The sequence below is a fragment of the Aquimarina rubra genome (assembly GCF_042684305.1).
Taxonomy (GTDB): Bacteria; Bacteroidota; Bacteroidia; order Flavobacteriales; family Flavobacteriaceae; genus Aquimarina; species Aquimarina rubra.
The window spans coordinates 82,342-101,334 of record NZ_JBHULE010000027.1; the positions used below are offsets into that span (position 1 = coordinate 82,342).

Annotated in this window: 13 protein-coding genes and 1 other RNA gene; 5 read left to right on the plus strand and 9 right to left on the minus strand. The window is 35.1% G+C overall.

Annotated elements, in window-relative coordinates; translation table 11 throughout:
* The first annotated feature begins 208 nt into the window (after window positions 1–208).
* A complete protein-coding gene (locus ACFSR1_RS19525) occupies window positions 209–1,678 on the plus strand; it encodes a TlpA family protein disulfide reductase (protein ID WP_378294734.1) in 1,470 nt (489 codons plus the stop codon).
* A 35-nt stretch (window positions 1,679–1,713) separates the two neighbouring features.
* On the opposite strand, the gene fsa is transcribed toward ACFSR1_RS19525, so the two are convergent.
* The 3 genes from fsa to ffs form a co-directional block, all read right to left on the minus strand.
* A complete protein-coding gene (gene fsa, locus ACFSR1_RS19530; RefSeq protein WP_378294735.1) occupies window positions 1,714–2,367 on the minus strand; it encodes a fructose-6-phosphate aldolase in 654 nt (217 codons plus the stop codon).
* Window positions 2,368–2,544: 177 nt separating this feature from the next.
* Window positions 2,545–3,366 (minus strand): SDR family oxidoreductase, encoded by an 822-nt coding sequence (locus tag ACFSR1_RS19535; RefSeq protein ID WP_378294736.1) that lies wholly within the window; start codon window positions 3,364–3,366, stop codon window positions 2,545–2,547.
* Between the two features lie 91 nt (window positions 3,367–3,457).
* An RNA gene (ffs, locus tag ACFSR1_RS19540) (signal recognition particle sRNA small type) lies at window positions 3,458–3,556 on the minus strand.
* 87 nt (window positions 3,557–3,643) lie between these two features.
* Here ffs and ACFSR1_RS19545 point away from each other — a divergent pair.
* The 3 genes from ACFSR1_RS19545 (at window position 3,644) to ACFSR1_RS19555 (ending at window position 7,495) form a co-directional block, all read left to right on the plus strand.
* Window positions 3,644–4,723, plus strand: coding sequence for a glutaminyl-peptide cyclotransferase (locus ACFSR1_RS19545; RefSeq protein WP_378294737.1), 1,080 nt, complete (start codon window positions 3,644–3,646; stop codon window positions 4,721–4,723).
* A gap of 117 nt (window positions 4,724–4,840) precedes the next feature.
* Complete coding sequence (locus tag ACFSR1_RS19550; protein ID WP_378294738.1) at window positions 4,841–6,613, plus strand: DEAD/DEAH box helicase; 1,773 nt, start codon at window positions 4,841–4,843, stop codon at window positions 6,611–6,613.
* 117 nt (window positions 6,614–6,730) lie between these two features.
* Window positions 6,731–7,495, plus strand: coding sequence for a carboxypeptidase-like regulatory domain-containing protein (locus ACFSR1_RS19555; protein ID WP_378294739.1), 765 nt, complete (start codon window positions 6,731–6,733; stop codon window positions 7,493–7,495).
* A 26-nt stretch (window positions 7,496–7,521) separates the two neighbouring features.
* Here the strand turns inward: ACFSR1_RS19555 and ACFSR1_RS19560 are convergent, their stop codons facing one another.
* Entirely contained in the window at window positions 7,522–7,887 is a 366-nt protein-coding gene (locus ACFSR1_RS19560) for a VOC family protein (protein WP_378294740.1), read from the minus strand.
* 185 nt (window positions 7,888–8,072) lie between these two features.
* Between ACFSR1_RS19560 and ACFSR1_RS19565 the strand changes: the two genes are divergently transcribed.
* On the plus strand, window positions 8,073–8,774 hold the full coding sequence (locus ACFSR1_RS19565) for a hypothetical protein (protein WP_378294741.1): 702 nt from the start codon (window positions 8,073–8,075) through the stop codon (window positions 8,772–8,774).
* 295 nt (window positions 8,775–9,069) lie between these two features.
* Here ACFSR1_RS19565 and ACFSR1_RS19570 read toward each other — a convergent pair whose 3' ends face one another.
* From ACFSR1_RS19570 to ACFSR1_RS19590, 5 genes are all read right to left on the minus strand, one after another.
* Window positions 9,070–9,213, minus strand: coding sequence for a hypothetical protein (locus tag ACFSR1_RS19570; RefSeq protein WP_378294742.1), 144 nt, complete (start codon window positions 9,211–9,213; stop codon window positions 9,070–9,072).
* Between the two features lie 202 nt (window positions 9,214–9,415).
* Complete coding sequence (locus tag ACFSR1_RS19575) at window positions 9,416–10,072, minus strand: TrmH family RNA methyltransferase (RefSeq protein WP_378294743.1); 657 nt, start codon at window positions 10,070–10,072, stop codon at window positions 9,416–9,418.
* A 575-nt stretch (window positions 10,073–10,647) separates the two neighbouring features.
* Window positions 10,648–12,615, minus strand: coding sequence for an OmpA family protein (locus ACFSR1_RS19580; RefSeq protein ID WP_378294744.1), 1,968 nt, complete (start codon window positions 12,613–12,615; stop codon window positions 10,648–10,650).
* A 15-nt stretch (window positions 12,616–12,630) separates the two neighbouring features.
* Window positions 12,631–13,593 carry a PorP/SprF family type IX secretion system membrane protein gene (locus ACFSR1_RS19585; RefSeq protein WP_378294745.1) on the minus strand — a complete coding sequence of 321 codons (963 nt, stop codon included), beginning with the start codon at window positions 13,591–13,593 and terminating at the stop codon, window positions 12,631–12,633.
* Window positions 13,594–13,649: 56 nt separating this feature from the next.
* Window positions 13,650–18,993: T9SS type B sorting domain-containing protein (locus tag ACFSR1_RS19590; RefSeq protein ID WP_378294746.1), on the minus strand; the 5,344-nt coding region annotated here is incomplete at its 5' end.

The window sequence follows — 18,993 nt, forward strand, 5'->3', positions numbered from 1 at the left end:
AAAACTTGTAAGCATATCATTTATCATTTGAATTTATCTGGATAAATTGTTTTTTTTCCTCAATAAATTCAAAGAGTACCTAGTATTACTATATTATGGTCTGGTTTAGACATTGGCTAATAATAACACAATTAACGTATTCTTAACAAGTCATGGAGGTCTTTCCATTTATTTTTGAGTGTTTGTCAGTAAAATAATAGCGCCCAAAATGTATTTCTTCAAGATAAAATATTGTATTTGTATCTCTATTGTCGGTTTTTGTTTATTAAGCTGTGACTCTGAAACTGAAGTTGCAAAGGATTATATCTATTTTGGTGGAGAAATTGTAAATCCACATACCGACTATATTGTCCTTTTTAAAGATAACAAACAAAAAGATACTATATATCTCGACAAGAATAATCAATTTTCTCATCGCGTAGAAGGACTAAAAGAAGGATTGTATTCTTTTAGACATAATCCAGAATACCAATTGGTACTGTTAGAAAAAGGTGATAGTATTTTGTTACGATTAAACACTTTAGAATTTGATGAATCATTGGTGTTTACAGGTAGAGGTTCCAGAAAAAACAACTTCTTGATTGATATGTTTTTGCAAAATGAATTAGAAAGAGAAGATCTAGAAAAAAGAAGAGTCAAACAAACTCCAAGACAATTTAAAAAAGAACAAGATTCATTATATAATATAAGATTAAAAAGATTTAATAGTCTTACCGATAAATATGAATTCAGCGATCTTTCTAAAAAAATCTGTAAATCTAGTTTTGAATATGACTTCTATTCCAGATATGAAATGTTTTTATACCGCTATCAATATTCCAAAATGAAAAACATGGATGCTTCAATAGGCTTTCCAGAAGATTTTTTTGACTACAAAAAGCAATTGAATTTTAATGATGATGATTTAATGAGGTTATATTCTTATAATCGATTTCTGAACCATTATTTCACAAACTCATCGTACACCAAGTATATGAATCAAAAATCTTTCTCAAAGAGTAAGGTTGAATATACTCTGTACAAATTAGACCTCGTGGATAGTATGATACAGCACTCCTATATTAAAAATAACCTTTTACGCGGGATCACTACAAATTTTATATTGGACAATAAAAACGACTACACTTCACAAAAAGTATTAAATCATTACTTGTCTATAAGTAGTGATGAGAAATTTCAGACTGAGCTTGTAAAATTAGCAAAATCCACAGCTAGATTAAAACCTGATAATATCATTCCTGATCAAGATTTAATTTCTTCTAACGGAGAGATGACTAAGTTATCTTCTCTTTTCGAAAAACCTGTTACTGCTCTATATTTTTGGTCTATAGAAAGAAAAGATCATTATATAAAGGCTCACAAGAAAACGAATTATTTAAGTAAAATATATCCTGAGATTGATTTTATAGGTATTAATACAGATGATGAACAAACGGATAATTGGTTAAAAACGATTAAAAGACATAATTACAATCTAGATCGTGAGTACGAATTTAAATTTCCTAAATGCTCATCAGACGAGTTAGTAATTCATTATACAAACAAAGTGATCCTTGTTGATCAGGACGGAAAAATAATAAACCCTAATGCGGATTTATTTTCACCATTCTTTGAAAAACAACTTATGAATTATAGTAGCTTGGCAACTATACAAAAACAAAAAACTGTTCTCGATTAAAAGAACAGTTTTTTGTTTTTACTATTTATGAGAATTTAATTCCCTTTTTTATAATCAGCTAAGAATTTTGCTAAACCTATATCCGTTAATGGATGTTTTAGCAATCCTTCTATAGACGAAAGTGGTCCTGTCATCACATCTGCGCCAATCTTTGCACAATCAATTACGTGCATCGTATGTCTTACAGAAGCCGCTAAGATTTGTGTATCAAAACCATAGTTATCATACACCAATCTGATTTCTGCAATTAAATTCAGCCCATCTGTAGAAATATCATCTAGTCTACCAATAAAAGGAGAAACATAGGTTGCTCCTGCTTTTGCAGCCAATAAAGCCTGACCTACTGAAAAAACAAGCGTACAATTGGTTTTAATACCATTATCGCTAAAATATTTTATTGCTTTTACACCTTCTTTGATCATCGGTACTTTTACGATGATTTGATCATGAAGTTTAGCAAGCTCCTCACCTTCTTTAATAATACCTTCGAAATCCGTAGAAATTACTTCGGCACTTACATCTCCTGTTACTATATCACATATTTTTTTATAATGTTCTATAATATTTTCTTTCCCTGTGATACCTTCTTTAGCCATTAAAGATGGGTTCGTTGTTACTCCATCCAGTACACCCAGATCTTGTGCTTCTTTAATCTGATCAAGGTTAGCAGTATCAATAAAAAACTTCATATTGTTGTGTTTAGATTTATGATTTATCCTTTTAGACTGCGAATATAAAAATTATTGTCATTGCTATGAGTAATCTTTCCGTTTTCGTCCTTACATACATTTTTGAGTATTCATAAGTTTCTGTCTTTATCTTATGAGTATCAACTTCATGAGATCTCCTCATTCGAGGAGATAAAATTACAACTTATAATGATTCATGAGTAATTTCTCATATACTTTATCTGGTAAAATTCGCTTTAATACAACAGAAAATTTTTGCATAAACGCTCCTACCTTGTAATGTACTTTTGGATTATGGGTTTCTATAACTTTATATACGGCTTTAGCCATTTCATCAGGATTCATACCTTCATCCACGTGTTCATCCATTAATTTCAATGACTCACCATAAGATTTTTCATAAGGTGATCCTTCGATAACCGGGGCATGATATCGTCCGGCTGCAATATTGGTAGCAAAATCCCCAGGAGCAATATTAGTCATATGAATATTAAAGGTCTTCAACTCCATTCTCCAGGCTTCGGTAGTTATTTCTAATGCAGCCTTCGAAGCACTATAAACACCTCTGTATGGCAATCCCATATATCCTGCGATTGAGGTGATATTAATAACCAAACCACTGCCTTGTTTTCTCATGATTGGTAACACAGCTTTGGTGACATTAATAGGTCCAAAATAATTAGTCGTAAAATTCTTCAGAATTTCTTCTTCAGGAATCTCTTCTAATGGACCTGTAATTCCGGCTCCTGCATTATTTATCAGAACATCCAATCGCCCGTGCTTTTCTTCAATGATATCCACTGCAGATGCGATACTCTTTTTATCGGCAACATCTAATTGAAGTAAGGTAAAAGCATCAAAATCATTAAACCTAGAAGGATTTCTACTGGTTCCGTATACGACATACCCTTTATTGGTCAGAAAGATCCCTATAGATTTACCAATCCCAGAAGACCCTCCGGTAATTAAAACAACTTTAGCATTTGGATTTGTGTTCATATCCGCAAATATACATTTGGAATTACGAATAACGAATTATGAATTACGAAATAATCGAAAACATTGAAAAGAGGAAACTTTTGGGTACAAAAAAAGGCAAGCTACCTACATCACACCGCTACGACCATTTACCTTTGCTGCGTTCCCGCCCTGGAGGATTCAACAGGAGCTGGTTGTGTAGGACTTGCCGCTGCAAAGATACAATCTTTAGTATATAAAACAATGATTTTTTAAACCCAATTAAAATAAATATCTTGCTCTAAATATTACCAATATCATGAACAAACGTAACCTATTCGTCATCATTACATTATGTACTCTGATTTTTTCCTGTGGGAGTAATGCTGATGCAAAAAAAAAGTTTTTTTCGATAAAAACAGATGATAATAAAACCAAATTTCAGTTAGGAGAAACGGTAAAAGCGAGTATCGTTAACAACAAAAAAATTGAAATTGACTCTGTAGCATTCTTTTTAGGAGCTATAAAATTAAAATCCACCGGCAACAATACCTTAGAAGAAAAAATTGATACAGAAAGATTAGGTAAACATTTGTTGAAAGCTATTGTATATTATGAAGGTAAAGAGGAAGATGTTTACAAAAAACTGACTTTCTTTAATAATACACCACCCAAATTATATAAGTACAAGATTATAGCAGAATACCCTCATGATCAAAATGCTTTTACACAAGGATTAGAATTCAATGGAGATACACTGTACGAAAGCACAGGTAAAAATGGTTTATCATCATTAAGAAAAGTAGATTATAAAACTGGCAAAGTAATTACTAAAAAAGACATTGATAAAAAATACTTTGCAGAAGGCATTACCATTGTAAATAACAAAATATTACAATTAACCTGGCTATCCAAAGAAGGATTTATATATGACCTGAATACTTTAGAGAAAACAGGAAGTTTTGCCTATAACAAAAGTAAAGAAGGTTGGGGATTATGTAATGATGGTAAACGAATCTATAAAAGTGATGGTACCGAAAAAATCTGGATATTAGATCCAGAGACGCTGGCAGAAAAATCATATATAGAAGTCGTCACCAACAAGAGTATAAAATCTAATTTTAATGAATTAGAATGGGTAGAAGGTAAAATTTACGCCAATACTTGGCCTAAAAACGGTTCGACCAATAAATCTAATTTAAAAAGTAGCATTGCCGTGATAAATCCAAAAAACGGAGCTATTGAGGCTGTTGTCGACCTGAGAGGATTAAGGGATAAAGTAACCCAACATTCTGAGCTCGATGTTCTCAATGGTATTGCTTATAATAAAGACACTAAACAATTATTTGTAACCGGAAAAAACTGGGACAAACTTTTTGAAATTGAGATCATTAAGTAATTCTTGACAGGAATTGGTTAGTTATACAAATCAATTCTTTTGTAACATCAGAATAAGTACTTCGTTATTATTATAGACAGATAATAAACCGTACCTTTGCGGCTTATTTTTATTTATATGAACAAATTTGAAGCATTAGGCCTCAGCGAAGCCATTCTTAAGGCGGTGAATGAAATGGGGTTTGAAACCCCAAGTGAAGTACAGGAAAAGGCGATCCCTATTTTGCTTAATGAAGAGACGGATATTGTTGCATTAGCACAAACCGGAACGGGAAAAACGGCAGCGTTTGGTTTTCCGTTAATTGAAAAAGTAGACAGCGAAAGTAGAGTTACACAAGGATTAATATTATCTCCTACGCGTGAACTTTGTTTACAAATTACCAACGAATTAAAAAATTATTCAAAATTTAGTAAAGGATTACGTACTGTTGCCATCTACGGAGGTGCCAGTATTCACGACCAAGCTAAAGAGATTAAACGCGGTGCACAAATCATTGTTGCGACACCGGGAAGAATGCAAGATATGATTAACCGAAAAATGGTGGATATCTCTAACATTGGTTATTGCGTTCTTGATGAAGCAGATGAAATGCTTAATATGGGATTCTATGAAGATATCACTGCTATCTTATCCCACACTCCTGATGATAAAAGTACCTGGTTATTCTCGGCTACTATGCCAAGAGAAGTTTCTACGATCGCTAAGCGTTTTATGCACGATCCGGTAGAAATTACTGTAGGACATAAAAATACAGGTTCTAAGAATGTTTCTCACGAGTATTACGTAGTAAACTCCAGAGATCGTTATGCAGCTCTAAAACGATTGGCAGATGCGAATCCGGATATCTTCTCTGTAATTTTTTGTCGTACAAAAAGAGATACGCAAAAAGTTGCAGAAAGCCTTATCGAAGATGGATATAATGCTGCCGCTTTACATGGTGATCTTAGTCAGAATCAGCGAGATCTGGTTATGAAGAGTTTTAGAAACCGTCAGATACAGATGTTGGTTGCTACAGATGTAGCTGCACGTGGTATTGATGTAGATGATATTACGCACGTAATCAATTATCAATTACCAGACGAGATCGAAACCTATACCCATAGAAGTGGTAGAACCGGACGTGCAGGAAAAAGTGGAGTATCTATGGTTATTGTTTCTAAAAGTGAACTTAGAAAGATTAAAACCGTAGAGCGAATCATTAAACAGAAGTTCGAAGAAAAAGAAATACCTAGTGGTGAAGAAATCTGCCAGGTTCAGTTATTTCACTTAGCCAATGATATTGCTAAAGCCGAAATTAATCATGAGATCGATAGCTACTTACCTTCTATAAATGAAGTGCTGAAAGATTTTACTAAAGAAGAACTTATTAAAAAATTCTTTTCGGTAGAATTTTCGCGTTTTCATAATTATTATAAGAAAGCTAAAGATCTTAATGCTTCCAGAGAAAGTGGAGATGGCGGTAGAGGAAGAGATGGCAGTACCCGTTATTTCATTAATGTTGGTGAAAAAGATGGATTTGATTGGATGACCCTTAAAGATTTCCTGAAAGAAACTTTGGGACTAGACAGAGATGGAGTAAGCCGTGTAGATGTCAAAGAAAGTTTCTCTTTCTTTAACACAGACTCAGAACATCAGGATAATATCCTAGCCGTTTTTGAAGATTTCAAACTAGAAGGAAGAAAAGTAAACGTAGAGATTTCTAAAGATTCCGGTCGCAGTAGAGGTGGCGGTAGACGAAGAAAAGACAATAATAGCGGAGGTGGTTTTAAAGGAAAACGCAGAAGCGATGGATTTAAGCCAAAAGGAAAAGGCCGTCGGGATAATGACAGTGGCGGTGATCGAGGAGGCAGCGGCAGAAGAGACCGAAGAAAACGTAGTGATCGTAGATAATTTTTTTTCTGAATTAACTAAACTATATGATTTTTGGTCCGATTTTTATGTTATGTTCGTATAAATTGGTCGTTCTAATATAATAGTTAATATAAGATTACTACAAAAAATAAACTTTTGAGAAGAATATTTATATACATAATACTTGTTATAGGCATTGGTACATATGCTCAAGAAACTGAATCAGAAACAGTATCCGGAAAAGTACTTAATGCCTCTACTGATATCAAATTGCAAAATGTTCATGTGGTTAACCTTAGCCAGGTAATAGGAACCATTACCAACGATGAAGGTAATTTTGAAATAAAAGCAAAAGTAAATGACACCTTATATTTTACATATATTGGATACAAACCTCTTAGAGTTAGAGTAACTAATGACTGGAAAAAATTTGGTGAAGTAAAAATCAAAATGACCGAGCTTGGTATCGCCTTAGAAGAAGTGGTTGTGGCAGATGTTCAGCTTACCGGATATTTGGAAATCGATGCCAAAAAAATTCCGGTGTACAACAATTACAGATACAGTATCTCTGGGTTAAACTCTGGATATGAAGGTGGTAACAGACAGCCTGGAGCTGTAAATAAAGTACTCGGAGCCATTTTTAATCCTGCGGATTTTCTTTACAATATATTCGGTAAACGTTCTAATGAATTGCGTAAGCTGAGAAAAATGAAGAAAGATGATGAAATTAGAAATCTATTGGAAACAAAATTCGATAGAGCAACCTTAATGGCTCTTTTACAGGTAGAGCGTCTTGATATTGACGAAATACTTAGGAATTGTAATTATTCGGTTGACTTTATAAAATTCGCTAATGATCTTCAAATTCTTGATGCCATTAGTGACTGCTACGAAGAGTACAAAGTTTTGGATAGAAAGTAATATCAATACTATTTCTGATTTAATTCTTATTTCTGAGAGTGCAGTGCAATTCTGTTTCCTTCAGAATCTATAAAATATCCCATATATCCATGCTCCGGTGATATTTGTTTTTTATCAGACAATACCTTACCTCCAGCTGCTTCTACCCTACCTATCTCATTGGCGACATCATCACAAGAGAAATAAATCAACACACCATCCTGACTAGGTTTGTAATGCTCTCCTGCATCAATTAACGTTCCTGTAGCCACACCAGTTTGGTTTTTGTTAGGAAACCATCCCATTTGTAATCCTTCCATTTTATAAAGCCCTATTTCGATCTGAAAAACTTTTTCATAAAAAGTTTTTGCACGATCCATATTTGTAACCGGAATTTCAAACCAAGTAACCATATTGTTAGTTGTTAGTTGTTAGTTGTTAGTTGTTAGTTGTTAGTTGTTAGTTGTTAGTTGTTAGTTGTTAGTAATTTACTGACTGTTATCTAGAATTGAAAATAAACATTTAGGAAAATTTAATTTTTATGTTAACCTCACAAATTACTGAACACTAATAAGAGTAATTAAAACTAATACAAAACATGAAAACATTAAAACTATTCGGTTTATTATTTATTTCTTTAGCATTCTTTAATTGTTCTAACGAAGACGATGGGTTATTTATCGAAGATACGTCTATATCTCAGAAAAATAGTCGCTACTCAGCTATCGATTGGACCGGCACCTGGAACTCAACTTATGGAGAGTTGAGGTTAGTAGAAAGAGGTCAACTTATTTATGGAGATTATGCCAATATCGGAGTTATTTATGGATATAGACATTATATCAATGGTAAGGAATATTTTGAGGGAACTTTTGAAAACTATAACATGAATAGAAAGGGTGTTATTCGTTTTGAAATGAATAATCCTAATTATAATAATTCTTTCACCGGTAAATGGATCTGGAATAATGCAACTACCTGGTACAATTGGAATGGGTCTAAAACATCCAAAAGAGAACCCGTATTAAAGAGTTTTTATAATGTAAAAGGGCAAGTTATAGACAATAGTACGTTTCTAAGAATCGAACACCCGATATCCGTTGAAGTATTCAAAGATGGGATCAGACATTTTTCTACTTTATCAGAAAACGGATTATATGCATTACAACTACCAAAGGGAACCTGGGAGCTAAGAGTTACTGACTCTAGATATCAAAATTTTTCGAGAACTATCGAGGTAAAAGAAAACTATTATTACAACAATTATTTTACTCAAAATGTATTTTTAACTAAAAGGTAATACCACAAATATAAAATAAGGCAAGGTTTAAAAGTTAGTACTAACTTTTAAACCTTGCCTTATTATTCTTTATATAAATTCAATGTTCGTTAAGGCTCGTAATCCATGCGTCTCCCAGAACTTGTTTCAGGGTCTCAATTCACAGAACACTATGAACCGTATCTTTATGAGATGCTGAAATAAATTCAGCACGACACTATTATAGAAATATTACTTATTACCGATATTCAGTAATCTAAAAAGCCAAAGAGCTGTTTTAAATTATATCCTATTATATTTTGAAATTCGAAATTTCTTAAGAAGTACTTGTTCTTTTCTGAAAGATATCGTGAACAACTTCTGTTGGATAGTTGATTACTGTTTTGTTTGATTTAAAGCCTGTTTTTACATGCTTTAAAAACGTTTTCATTTTGTTAGTAGGTGACTGTTTTTTGCTCATGACAAGGGTGTTTTTAGGGAGTTAAAACGTTTAGTCTTTATCAAATATAGGGAATTATTTCTTAAAACCTTTGATTTAAGTACATTAACATTTTACGTGTAAACCATTATTTATAAGCAAATTACAGCTAAAACAAAAGGTTCCTGATTAGAATTTGTAGTCCATTATTCGTAATTCGCAATTCGTTGATTAGTATTTGTCATTAATTCTCTTCTTCATATCTAGCTATAATTTTTTCGTGACTTTTAATCACTTTTTTAGCCCAATCAAATCTTTTTTCTAGTTTTTCCTCTTCGGATAACTGCCAATCAATATTTGAATTTCTAAGAAGTGAAGTAACTTGTTGTAAAATAATAGCTGCAGAAACAGAAATGTTCAAGCTTTCTGTAAATCCAACCATAGGAATATGCAATTTTGTATCTGCAGCGTCCAGGACAGTATCACTTAATCCTTCTTGTTCTTGCCCAAAGAAAAACGCTGAAGGTTTACTGATGTCAAAATCCTTTAATTTTATCGAATCGTCATGCGGAGTCGTCGCTATGATTTGATAACCTTTCTTCTTAAGCGAATTAATACATTCTTTTGTAGTAGTATACCTATTAATATCCACCCATTTCTGAGCTCCCATTGCGATTTCTCTATCGATACGTTTTGCGTTTATCTCTTCAATCACATGTACGTTCTGAATCCCAAAAACATCACAGCTTCTAATAACAGCACTGGTATTATGCAATTGATAGACATCTTCTACCGCTACCGTAAAGTAATTGGTACGCTGTTCGATAACTTTTTTATACAAACTCTGTCTTCTTGACGTGAGAAAAGATTCTAAATATTCTAATAGCTTTTGATCAATCATAGATCGCTAAAATAGGAAACATTGATATTTTATACCATTTACACTCTGAATTTACAGCAATAAAATACTCTTTTGCGCCTATGTTTTAGAATAAAAATTAACCGTAGCTATGGCTATGCTTATTTTTTCTTCTTCACACAGACAAAAAATAGTTGATTTTCTTTTAAAGTAAATTCAAAATATAACTGGTATTAGAAAGGAAAAAAGTGATTTTGATACTACACAAATACGAAGTTTTTCAAGGAAGTAAACGTCTACATAACAAAGACATTTATGATAAACAATTTCTTAAAAAAATATCTAATGAGATTTCTATTAATAAGGAAGACCTCTCTTTCGTTACCCATACGCTTAGAGAGGTCTGTACTAAAATAAGATCAAAAACTATTGTAAGAAAATTTGTTGCTTAACGTTTTTATTCCCATCGTCATATAAAAATAAAAAACCAAGTCATTTTTGAAATTAAATTAGCTCCTATTAACAAATCATATTTTTAATTTTTACGGTTCCTATCTAATCACCTTTACATATAATTCATTGCATCCAATCCAGAGGCTATTAAAAGAATTATACTATTATTCTAGCAGAATAAATTCACTTCTTCTGTTTTGCTGATGCTCTGATTCACTACAGTTAACATTATTACTACATTTATTTATAAGTGATGTTTCTCCATATCCTCTCCCTGAAAGTCGAGATTTATCAATCCCTCCTTTTTCAACGATATATTTAATCGTACTTTTTGCACGTCGCTCACTTAAGTACATATTGTAATCGTCTGAGGCACGACTATCTGTATGAGAGCGTACATCAACCTTCATTTGTGGATACTCTTTCATCACAGCAATAATTTTCTGTAATTCTACTTCGGCATCTGATCTTATAAACGATTTATCCAAATCAAAATAAATAATCTGTAGGTTTAGCACCTTAGCTAAATCATCTCCAGGTTTTACTTCTTGTCCGCTCAATCCACCTTTTCCTAGTTGTAACGGTAGCTGGTGTGTATATTCTAATGCCGTGTTTGTTTCCAGAGGGGCTTCTGTAGGACTATAGTTCTCTTTCGATCCTCGAACGATATAGGTTGTTTCACAAGATACCGGGAATTTATATTTTCCTTTGGTATTCGTTGTAGTTCTTCCTAATTCTTGATTATTACTATCCAGTAGTAATACTTCTGTCCCTGGAAGAATCTCTCTAGTATAAGCATCGGTAATCGTTCCTTCTACATATTGACCGCAAGTTGTAATCAAATCGTCTGTTTGTTTAAAACTATAGATGTCGTCATTACCTTTACCTCCGGATCTATTACTAGCAAAGAATCCGATTTTAGTTTCTTCATTTAAAACAAAAGTAAAGTCATCCTCAGAACTATTAACGGGTTTACCTACATTAAAGGGTTGTGAAAACCCTAATACATCAGGTACGGCAACAAATATATCAAGCCCACCTAATCCAACGTGACCGTCACTGGCAAAATACAATCTTCCTGAATCGCTTACATACGGAAAGGTTTCTCTACCTTCAGTATTTATTTTATCCCCGAGGTTTATGGGGGTTCCAAAACTACCATCTTCATTCACATCCACAACATATAGATCAGACAGTCCTCTACTATCCGGCATATCGCTAGCAAAATATAGCTTGGTACCATCTGCGCTTAATGCAGGATGTGCTACAGAATATTCTTCACTATTAAAAGGCAACTCTTCTACATTTATCCATTTCTCTCCATCCAGAGTGGCACGATATAATTTTAAAAGAATAGTACCATTGGTATCAGAACCAAGTTTTCTTTTTGTGTAATTATTTCTTGTAAAATATACAGTTTGTCCATCCTTGCTAAACGTACTGGATGATTCGTGGAACCGGGTATTAATATCTCCTTTTATTTTTTTAGGCTCAGTTAACGCATTTCTTTTCCCTATTATATCTGAAGTGTATAAATCCAGAAATGGCATTTCATTCCACTCATGTAGTGTTTTTACCATAGAGTTTCCTCCACCTCTGGAGGAAGCAAATATCATTTGCCCCTGATTATTAAAACTAGGCGCATATTCTGAAAATTTAGAATTGATATAGAGCCTTCTAAGGGTATATCTTCCGGATTGCATTTCTATAAACCGAAGGTAATCTCTTGTACTTACAAAATATTCTGCTCGTTGATCATTACCGGTAACAGTATTAAACTTTTCCATTACCTGATCTGCTTCTTTATATCGTTTGACACTTTTTAGGCTTTGAGAGTATCTGAATAAATATTCGGGATCTATCTCATCAGAATAGTTTGCTACTAATTCTTCATACCATTTTACAGATTCTTCTAATTCGGCATTAAAATAGTAGGAATCTCCCAATTTTTTGAACAAATCTGCAGATGCATAACCACTTCTAGCTACATCCAGATAGATTTTACGGGCATCTACAAAAGCATATCGATTAAAATTTTCATCTGCTTTCTCTAAACGTTTTTCCTGTGCATTTACTGTGCTGCATAGAATAATACTTAAAGATATATTGACAAAGTATTTTTTTAAGTTCATAATCTCTATTTTTTTCTAGAAGAACCTAGGTGTTAGCATTCTGTTATATTTTCTAAAGAGTTCAAAACGAAGCATTACTTCATAACTTCCATCATTGAATTGTGATGTTCCAAGCTCTGTAGTTTCTCTGTCATAGGCAAATCCAACCATCAGGGAGTCAGACACCTGAAAACCAGCCATAGCGCTAAAAGCTGCGCTCCATCGATATGCTACTCCTAAAGTTAAACGATCATATAATAAGAAGTTGGCAGATACATCAACTTGCAAGGGAGCTCCAAAAACCAACTTACTTAACACTGCGGGTTTAAACTTTAGGTTATCATTAAGATCAAAAACATGACCTGCAATTAGATAATAGTTTATTCGCTCTTCTGCTATAAAAGTTGAAGAATCATTGCTATTGACCGTGGCTTCTTCATCAAAGTGATCTGTTTCTAATAAATTAGGAGCACTTAATCCAAAATAGAACTTATCGGTGTGATAATATACTCCCACTCCCACATTGGGACTAAATTTATTATCAATATTATTTTCGAAATTAGGATCATCGATATCAAACTGACTCAATCGCTGAAAATCTACATTTAATAAATGCCCTCCTGCTTTTAATCCAAAACTTAATCTCCCATTATCAGAAGTAGGAATTGTATACGAAAAATCAATATCAAAATAGGTTTCATCTGTGGGTCCGATTTCATCATTGATAATGGACAAGCCTAATCCTACACGGTTATTCTCGCCAATAGGTGTATGCAATGCTAATGTTTGAGTACGAGGTGCTCCATCTAACCCAACCCATTGACTGCGATGTAATCCTGTAATGCTCATTACTCCTCTACTACCTGCATATGCAGGATTTACGCTAATTGTATTGTACATATACTGGGTGTATTGAGCATCTTGCTGTGCATAATTAGTCTGTTGATTGACAAAACTCAAAATCACCGCAATAATTAGAACTATGTATGCTTTTTTCATATGTATTTCGTTTTAACCCACGAATATTATACTCGTGGGTATTTTGCTTTGATCGATTATCTGTTGATGTATAAGTATCCTGCCTTGCTTTTACGTTCACCGGTATCCAGAATGTATTCTAAGACATAGTAATATGTACCTATTGGCAGTTCATCCTTGGTCTCTACGGTGGCTCTTCCATTAGAAATACCTCTGAAGAAATTATCATTCCTACCATAGTTATCAGTGCCAAACACTTTTACTCCCCATCTGTTGTAGATTTCTAAGGTATTCTCTAGATTTTCGATTCCTCTAATCACAAATACGTCATTAATACCATCTCCATTTGGAGAAATACCTGTAAAGATTTCAATTCCATCTTCTGCATTAGGGTCAACCGGGCCATTTGGATCTAAATAATCAGGAACACCATCACCATCGGTATCTATAGCATCATCAGGAATACCATCGCTATTTGGATCAGGGTTCTCATCCTCTGTTAAAATATCATCGCCATCATCATCAGTATCTAAATAATCAGGAATACCATCTCCATCTGTATCCGTATCTGAAGGATCTTCATCTCCATCATAATTTTCTTCTACAGTATCTACACCGTCTCCATCATCATCAGTATCCCGATAATCCGGTTCTCCTTCTCCATCTGTATTATTAAGATCTGTGTCAGGATCATCATTAACAATATCCCCATTAGGATCTTCGTAACCAGTTGTATCTCCATCATAAGCATCGTCTAACCCATCATTATCTAGATCTTCTCCAGTTGGCAGTGTATCTGGGATTCCATCGTTATCATAATCAAATCCTTCTACTTCATCCGGGATTCCATCATTATCGCTATCATCATCCAAATAATCAGGAACTCCATCTCTGTCTGTGTCTTCTGGATTTATCCCTTCATCTCCTGTTCCTTCATAAGCATCATCCAATCCATCACCATCACTATCATTTCCGGTAGGAGAGATATATTCGTCTGTAGTTTGTCCTTCCACATTATCTGGAATTCCATCATTGTCACTATCCTGATCAAATGAATCTATAATACCATCTCCGTCCATATCTACTGTTCCTTCAACAACATCAAGAATACCATCATTATCATCATCTATATCAATACTATCCGATATTCCATCACTATCATTGTCTCCATCAATAATAATGGTTTCATCTAAGTCATCTTCAATAATATTAAGGTCTACCTGATCTAGGGTTACATCAGTGATCACATTTGTAATACTATTATTTGCAGTTCCAGCATCCACAGAGAAACTAATCGTAAGTAATCTGATTTCATCAGGTGGGATAGTACCTACTGTCCAGATTCCAGTCACATTATCATAGGTTCCCTGATCTGGTATATCTAAAAGATACGTTATACCTGTTGGCAACTGATCTGTTATAGTAACATTGGTAGCTTGCGCAGGGCCAGAATTAGCTATGGTAATACTATAGGTATAGGTTCCTCCCAGTACATAAGGACCTGGTTCTACTATAGATTTTGACACTACAAGATCAATATCACTTACTACGTTTATCTCTTCTTCAAGATCATTATTGGTAAGATCTGGATCGGTTTGATCCATTGTAAAGGTAATTACGTTGTTAATGGTTGTTCCACTTGTGCCCGTATCTACGATAGCGGTGATCGTTAAAATTGCTGTAGCTCCTGCATCCAACATACCAATTATCCAATCTCCTGTTGCATTGTTATATGTTCCTAAACTAGGTGAATCAGAAGTATATGTAATTCCGGCAGGCAACAAGTCATTTATTATTAATTGTGTTGCTTGTTCAGTGCCATCGTTTCTAACTATAATTGAGTAGTTGATGGTATCTCCTTCGTTAGGATTATTATTATCTACTGTTTTACTAATAACAAGATCTGCCAAATTCGTTATCACAATAGTCTCTTCAAGATCGTTGTTTGTTATATTAGGGTCATTTTGATCTGAGGTAACAGTTATAGAATTTACAATAGTATCTCCACTCGTTCCAATATCAACACTTGCTTGAATATCTATTGTTGCCGTATCACCATTATCAAGTATACCCACATTCCAATCACCTGAAGCAGGTACATAATTACCTTGTGATGGGGTATCATCTACATACGTGACTCCACTTGGTAATTGATCATTAACGATTAGATTTGTTGCCTGGGCAACTCCATTATTAGTAACTGTAATTGTATACGTGATTGTTTCTCCTTCGCTAGGATTTGAATTACTTACGATCTTACTTATAACTAAGTCAGCGTCATTATTCACCACAATGTCCTCACTTGCATCATCTGCTGTAGTATCATTATCCATCTGATCTAAGGTAACTCCGGTAACCGTATTGGTAATCGTATCTCCACTCGTGCCAGCATCCACTGTAGCTTCCAATACTAAAGTCACTGTATTTCCGCTATCGATATCTCCCACTGTCCAAATCCCTGTAGTATCATCATAACTTCCCTGACTTGGGGTATCCGATACATAGGTCACGCCAACTGGTAACTGATCGGTAATTGATACTGTTGTTGCTTGTGCCGGACCATTGTTAGTAACAGTAATCGTATAGTTAACTGTACCTCCTTCATCTGGTGTAGCATTATCAACTATTTTTGCAACCACTAAGTCAACTTCGTTATTCACCACAATGTCCTCACTTGGATCATCTGCTGTGGTATCATTATCCGTCTGATCCAAAGTAACTCCGGTAACAGTATTGGTAATCGTATCTCCACTTGTACCAACATTCACTGTAGCTTCCAGTACTAAAGTCACTGCATTGCCATTATCGATGTCGCCTACTGTCCAGATACCTGTCGTATCATCATAACTTCCCTGACTTGGGGTATCAGATACATAGGTCACGCCAACTGGTAATTGATCCGTAATCGATACCGTTGTTGCTTGTGCCGGACCATTGTTAGTAACCGTGATTGTATAGTTAACCATACCTCCTTCATCTGGTGTAGCATTGTCAACCGTTTTTGCAACCACTAAGTCAACTTCGTTATTCACCACAATGTCCTCGCTTGGATCATCTGCTGTAGTATCATTATCCGTCTGATCCAAAGTAACTGCGGTAACAGTATTGGTAATCGTATCTCCACTCGTACCAACATCCACTGTAGCTTCCAGTACTAAAGTCACTGAATTTCCGCTATCGATATCTCCTACTGTCCAAATCCCTGTAGTATCATCATACGTTCCCTGACTTGGGATATCAGATACATACGTAACTCCAACTGGTAACTGATCGGTAATTGATACTGTTGTTGCTTGTGCCGGACCATTGTTAGTAACCGTAATCGTATAATTAACTGTACCTCCTTCATCTGGTGTAGCATTGTCAACCGTTTTTGCAACCACTAAGTCAACTTCGTTATTCACCACAATGTCCTCACTTGGATCATCTGCTGTGGTATCATTATCGGTCTGATCTAAAGTAACTGCGGTAACAGTATTGGTAATCGTATCTCCACTCGTACCAACATCCACTGTAGCTTCCAATACTAAAGTCACTGCATTTCCGCTATCGATATCTCCTACTGTCCAAATCCCTGTAGTATCATCATAACTTCCCTGACTTGGTGTATCCGATACATAGGTCACGTCAACTGGTAACTGATCGGTAATTGATACTGTTGTTGCTTGTGCCGGACCATTGTTAGTAACAGTAATCGTATAGTTAACCGTACCTCCCTCATCTGGTGTAGCATTGTCAACCGTCTTAGCAACTACTAAATCTACTTCGTTATTCACCACAATATCCTCACTTGGATCATCTGCTGTGGTATCATTATCCGTCTGATCCAAAGTAACTCCGGTAACAGTATTGGTAATCGTATCTCCACTTGTACCAGCATCCACCGTAGCAGTAATGGTTAAGGTTTCTATACCACCATTCAAGATATTCCCTATTGTCCAGATACCTACAGATGAATTATAATCCGCTGCTGGTGTAGCACTCACAAAAGTAACCCCTGTCGGTAATGCATCGGTCAAAGACACATTGGTTGCCGTAGCCGGACCATTGTTGGTCACAGTAATCGTATAGTTAACTGTACCTCCTTCATCTGGTGTAGGATTATCAACTATTTTAGCTATTACTAAATCTACTTCATTGTTAACCGTGATATCCTCACTTGGATCATCTGCTGTAGTATCATTATCTGTCTGATCCAAGGCAACTCCGGTAACAGTATTGGTAATCGTATCTCCACTTGTACCAACATCCACCGTGGCAGTAATAGCAAGAGTTGCATTATTCCCATTAGGGATGTCTCCTACTGTCCAGACACCTGTTGTATCATTATAACTTCCTTGACTTGGTGTATCAGATATATATGTCACGCCAACTGGTAACTGATCGATAATATTAACATTAGTTGCTAAAGGAGCTCCATTGTTAGTAATAGTAATAGTATAAACAATAATGCTTCCTTCATCTGGAGCAGTATTATCAACTACCTTTCCTATTACAAGATCAACTTGATCATCTGTATCTCTCCAATCTGGTTCTGGAGTTGTAGGATTATCCGTATTCGGGAAAGGATTAGTGGCAGTTTGTCCTCCATTAGTTGGATCTAAACTAGTATCATCTGTATCATAATTATCATCTAATCCATCACCATCGGCATCGTTATTTGCAGGTAATGTATCCGCTACGCCATCATCATCTATATCATAAGCTTCTATAGTATCACTTTCTCCGTCTTCATCTGAGTTAAGATCTATATAATCTGCTCCATCAGGTAACCCATCTGTATTTGTAGGGTCTATAGCAGTACCGTTACTATCGTAAGCGTCATTAACACCATTACCATCCGTATCGGATTCATCAACTAAAGGGGTTAAAGGGTCATCTACTAACGGAGCGATATAACCCGCTGTCGTCTGACTCTCGATATTATCAACGATACCATCATCATCAGCATCGATATCTAAGTAATCTGGACCGTCGTTTACATTACCATCAGTATTAACAGGGGTTCCACTAACTCCTGCTCCATCAACACTACCATCTTCTGCAACATCTGGAATACCATTCAATCCAACACTACCATTGGCCTGTCCATCGTCATCACTGTCTAATCCGGCATTGCCCGTCTCAATGATATCATAGATACCATCATTGTCACTGTCTAAGTCGAAGTGATTCGGAACACCATCATTGTCATTGTCATAAATATCCGGAATACCATCTCCATTACTGTCCGCTAAATCTGGAGTGCCCGGTAGTCCATCAGGGTCCACATCCTGGTAGTTCGGGATACCATCACCATCATCATCCCCGCTTGGATCGTTACCATCACTCTCCACCACATCAGGAATACCATCATTGTCATCGTCTTCATCTACATTATCTGCTATACCATCATTATCGGCATCTAAAATACTTCTGAAG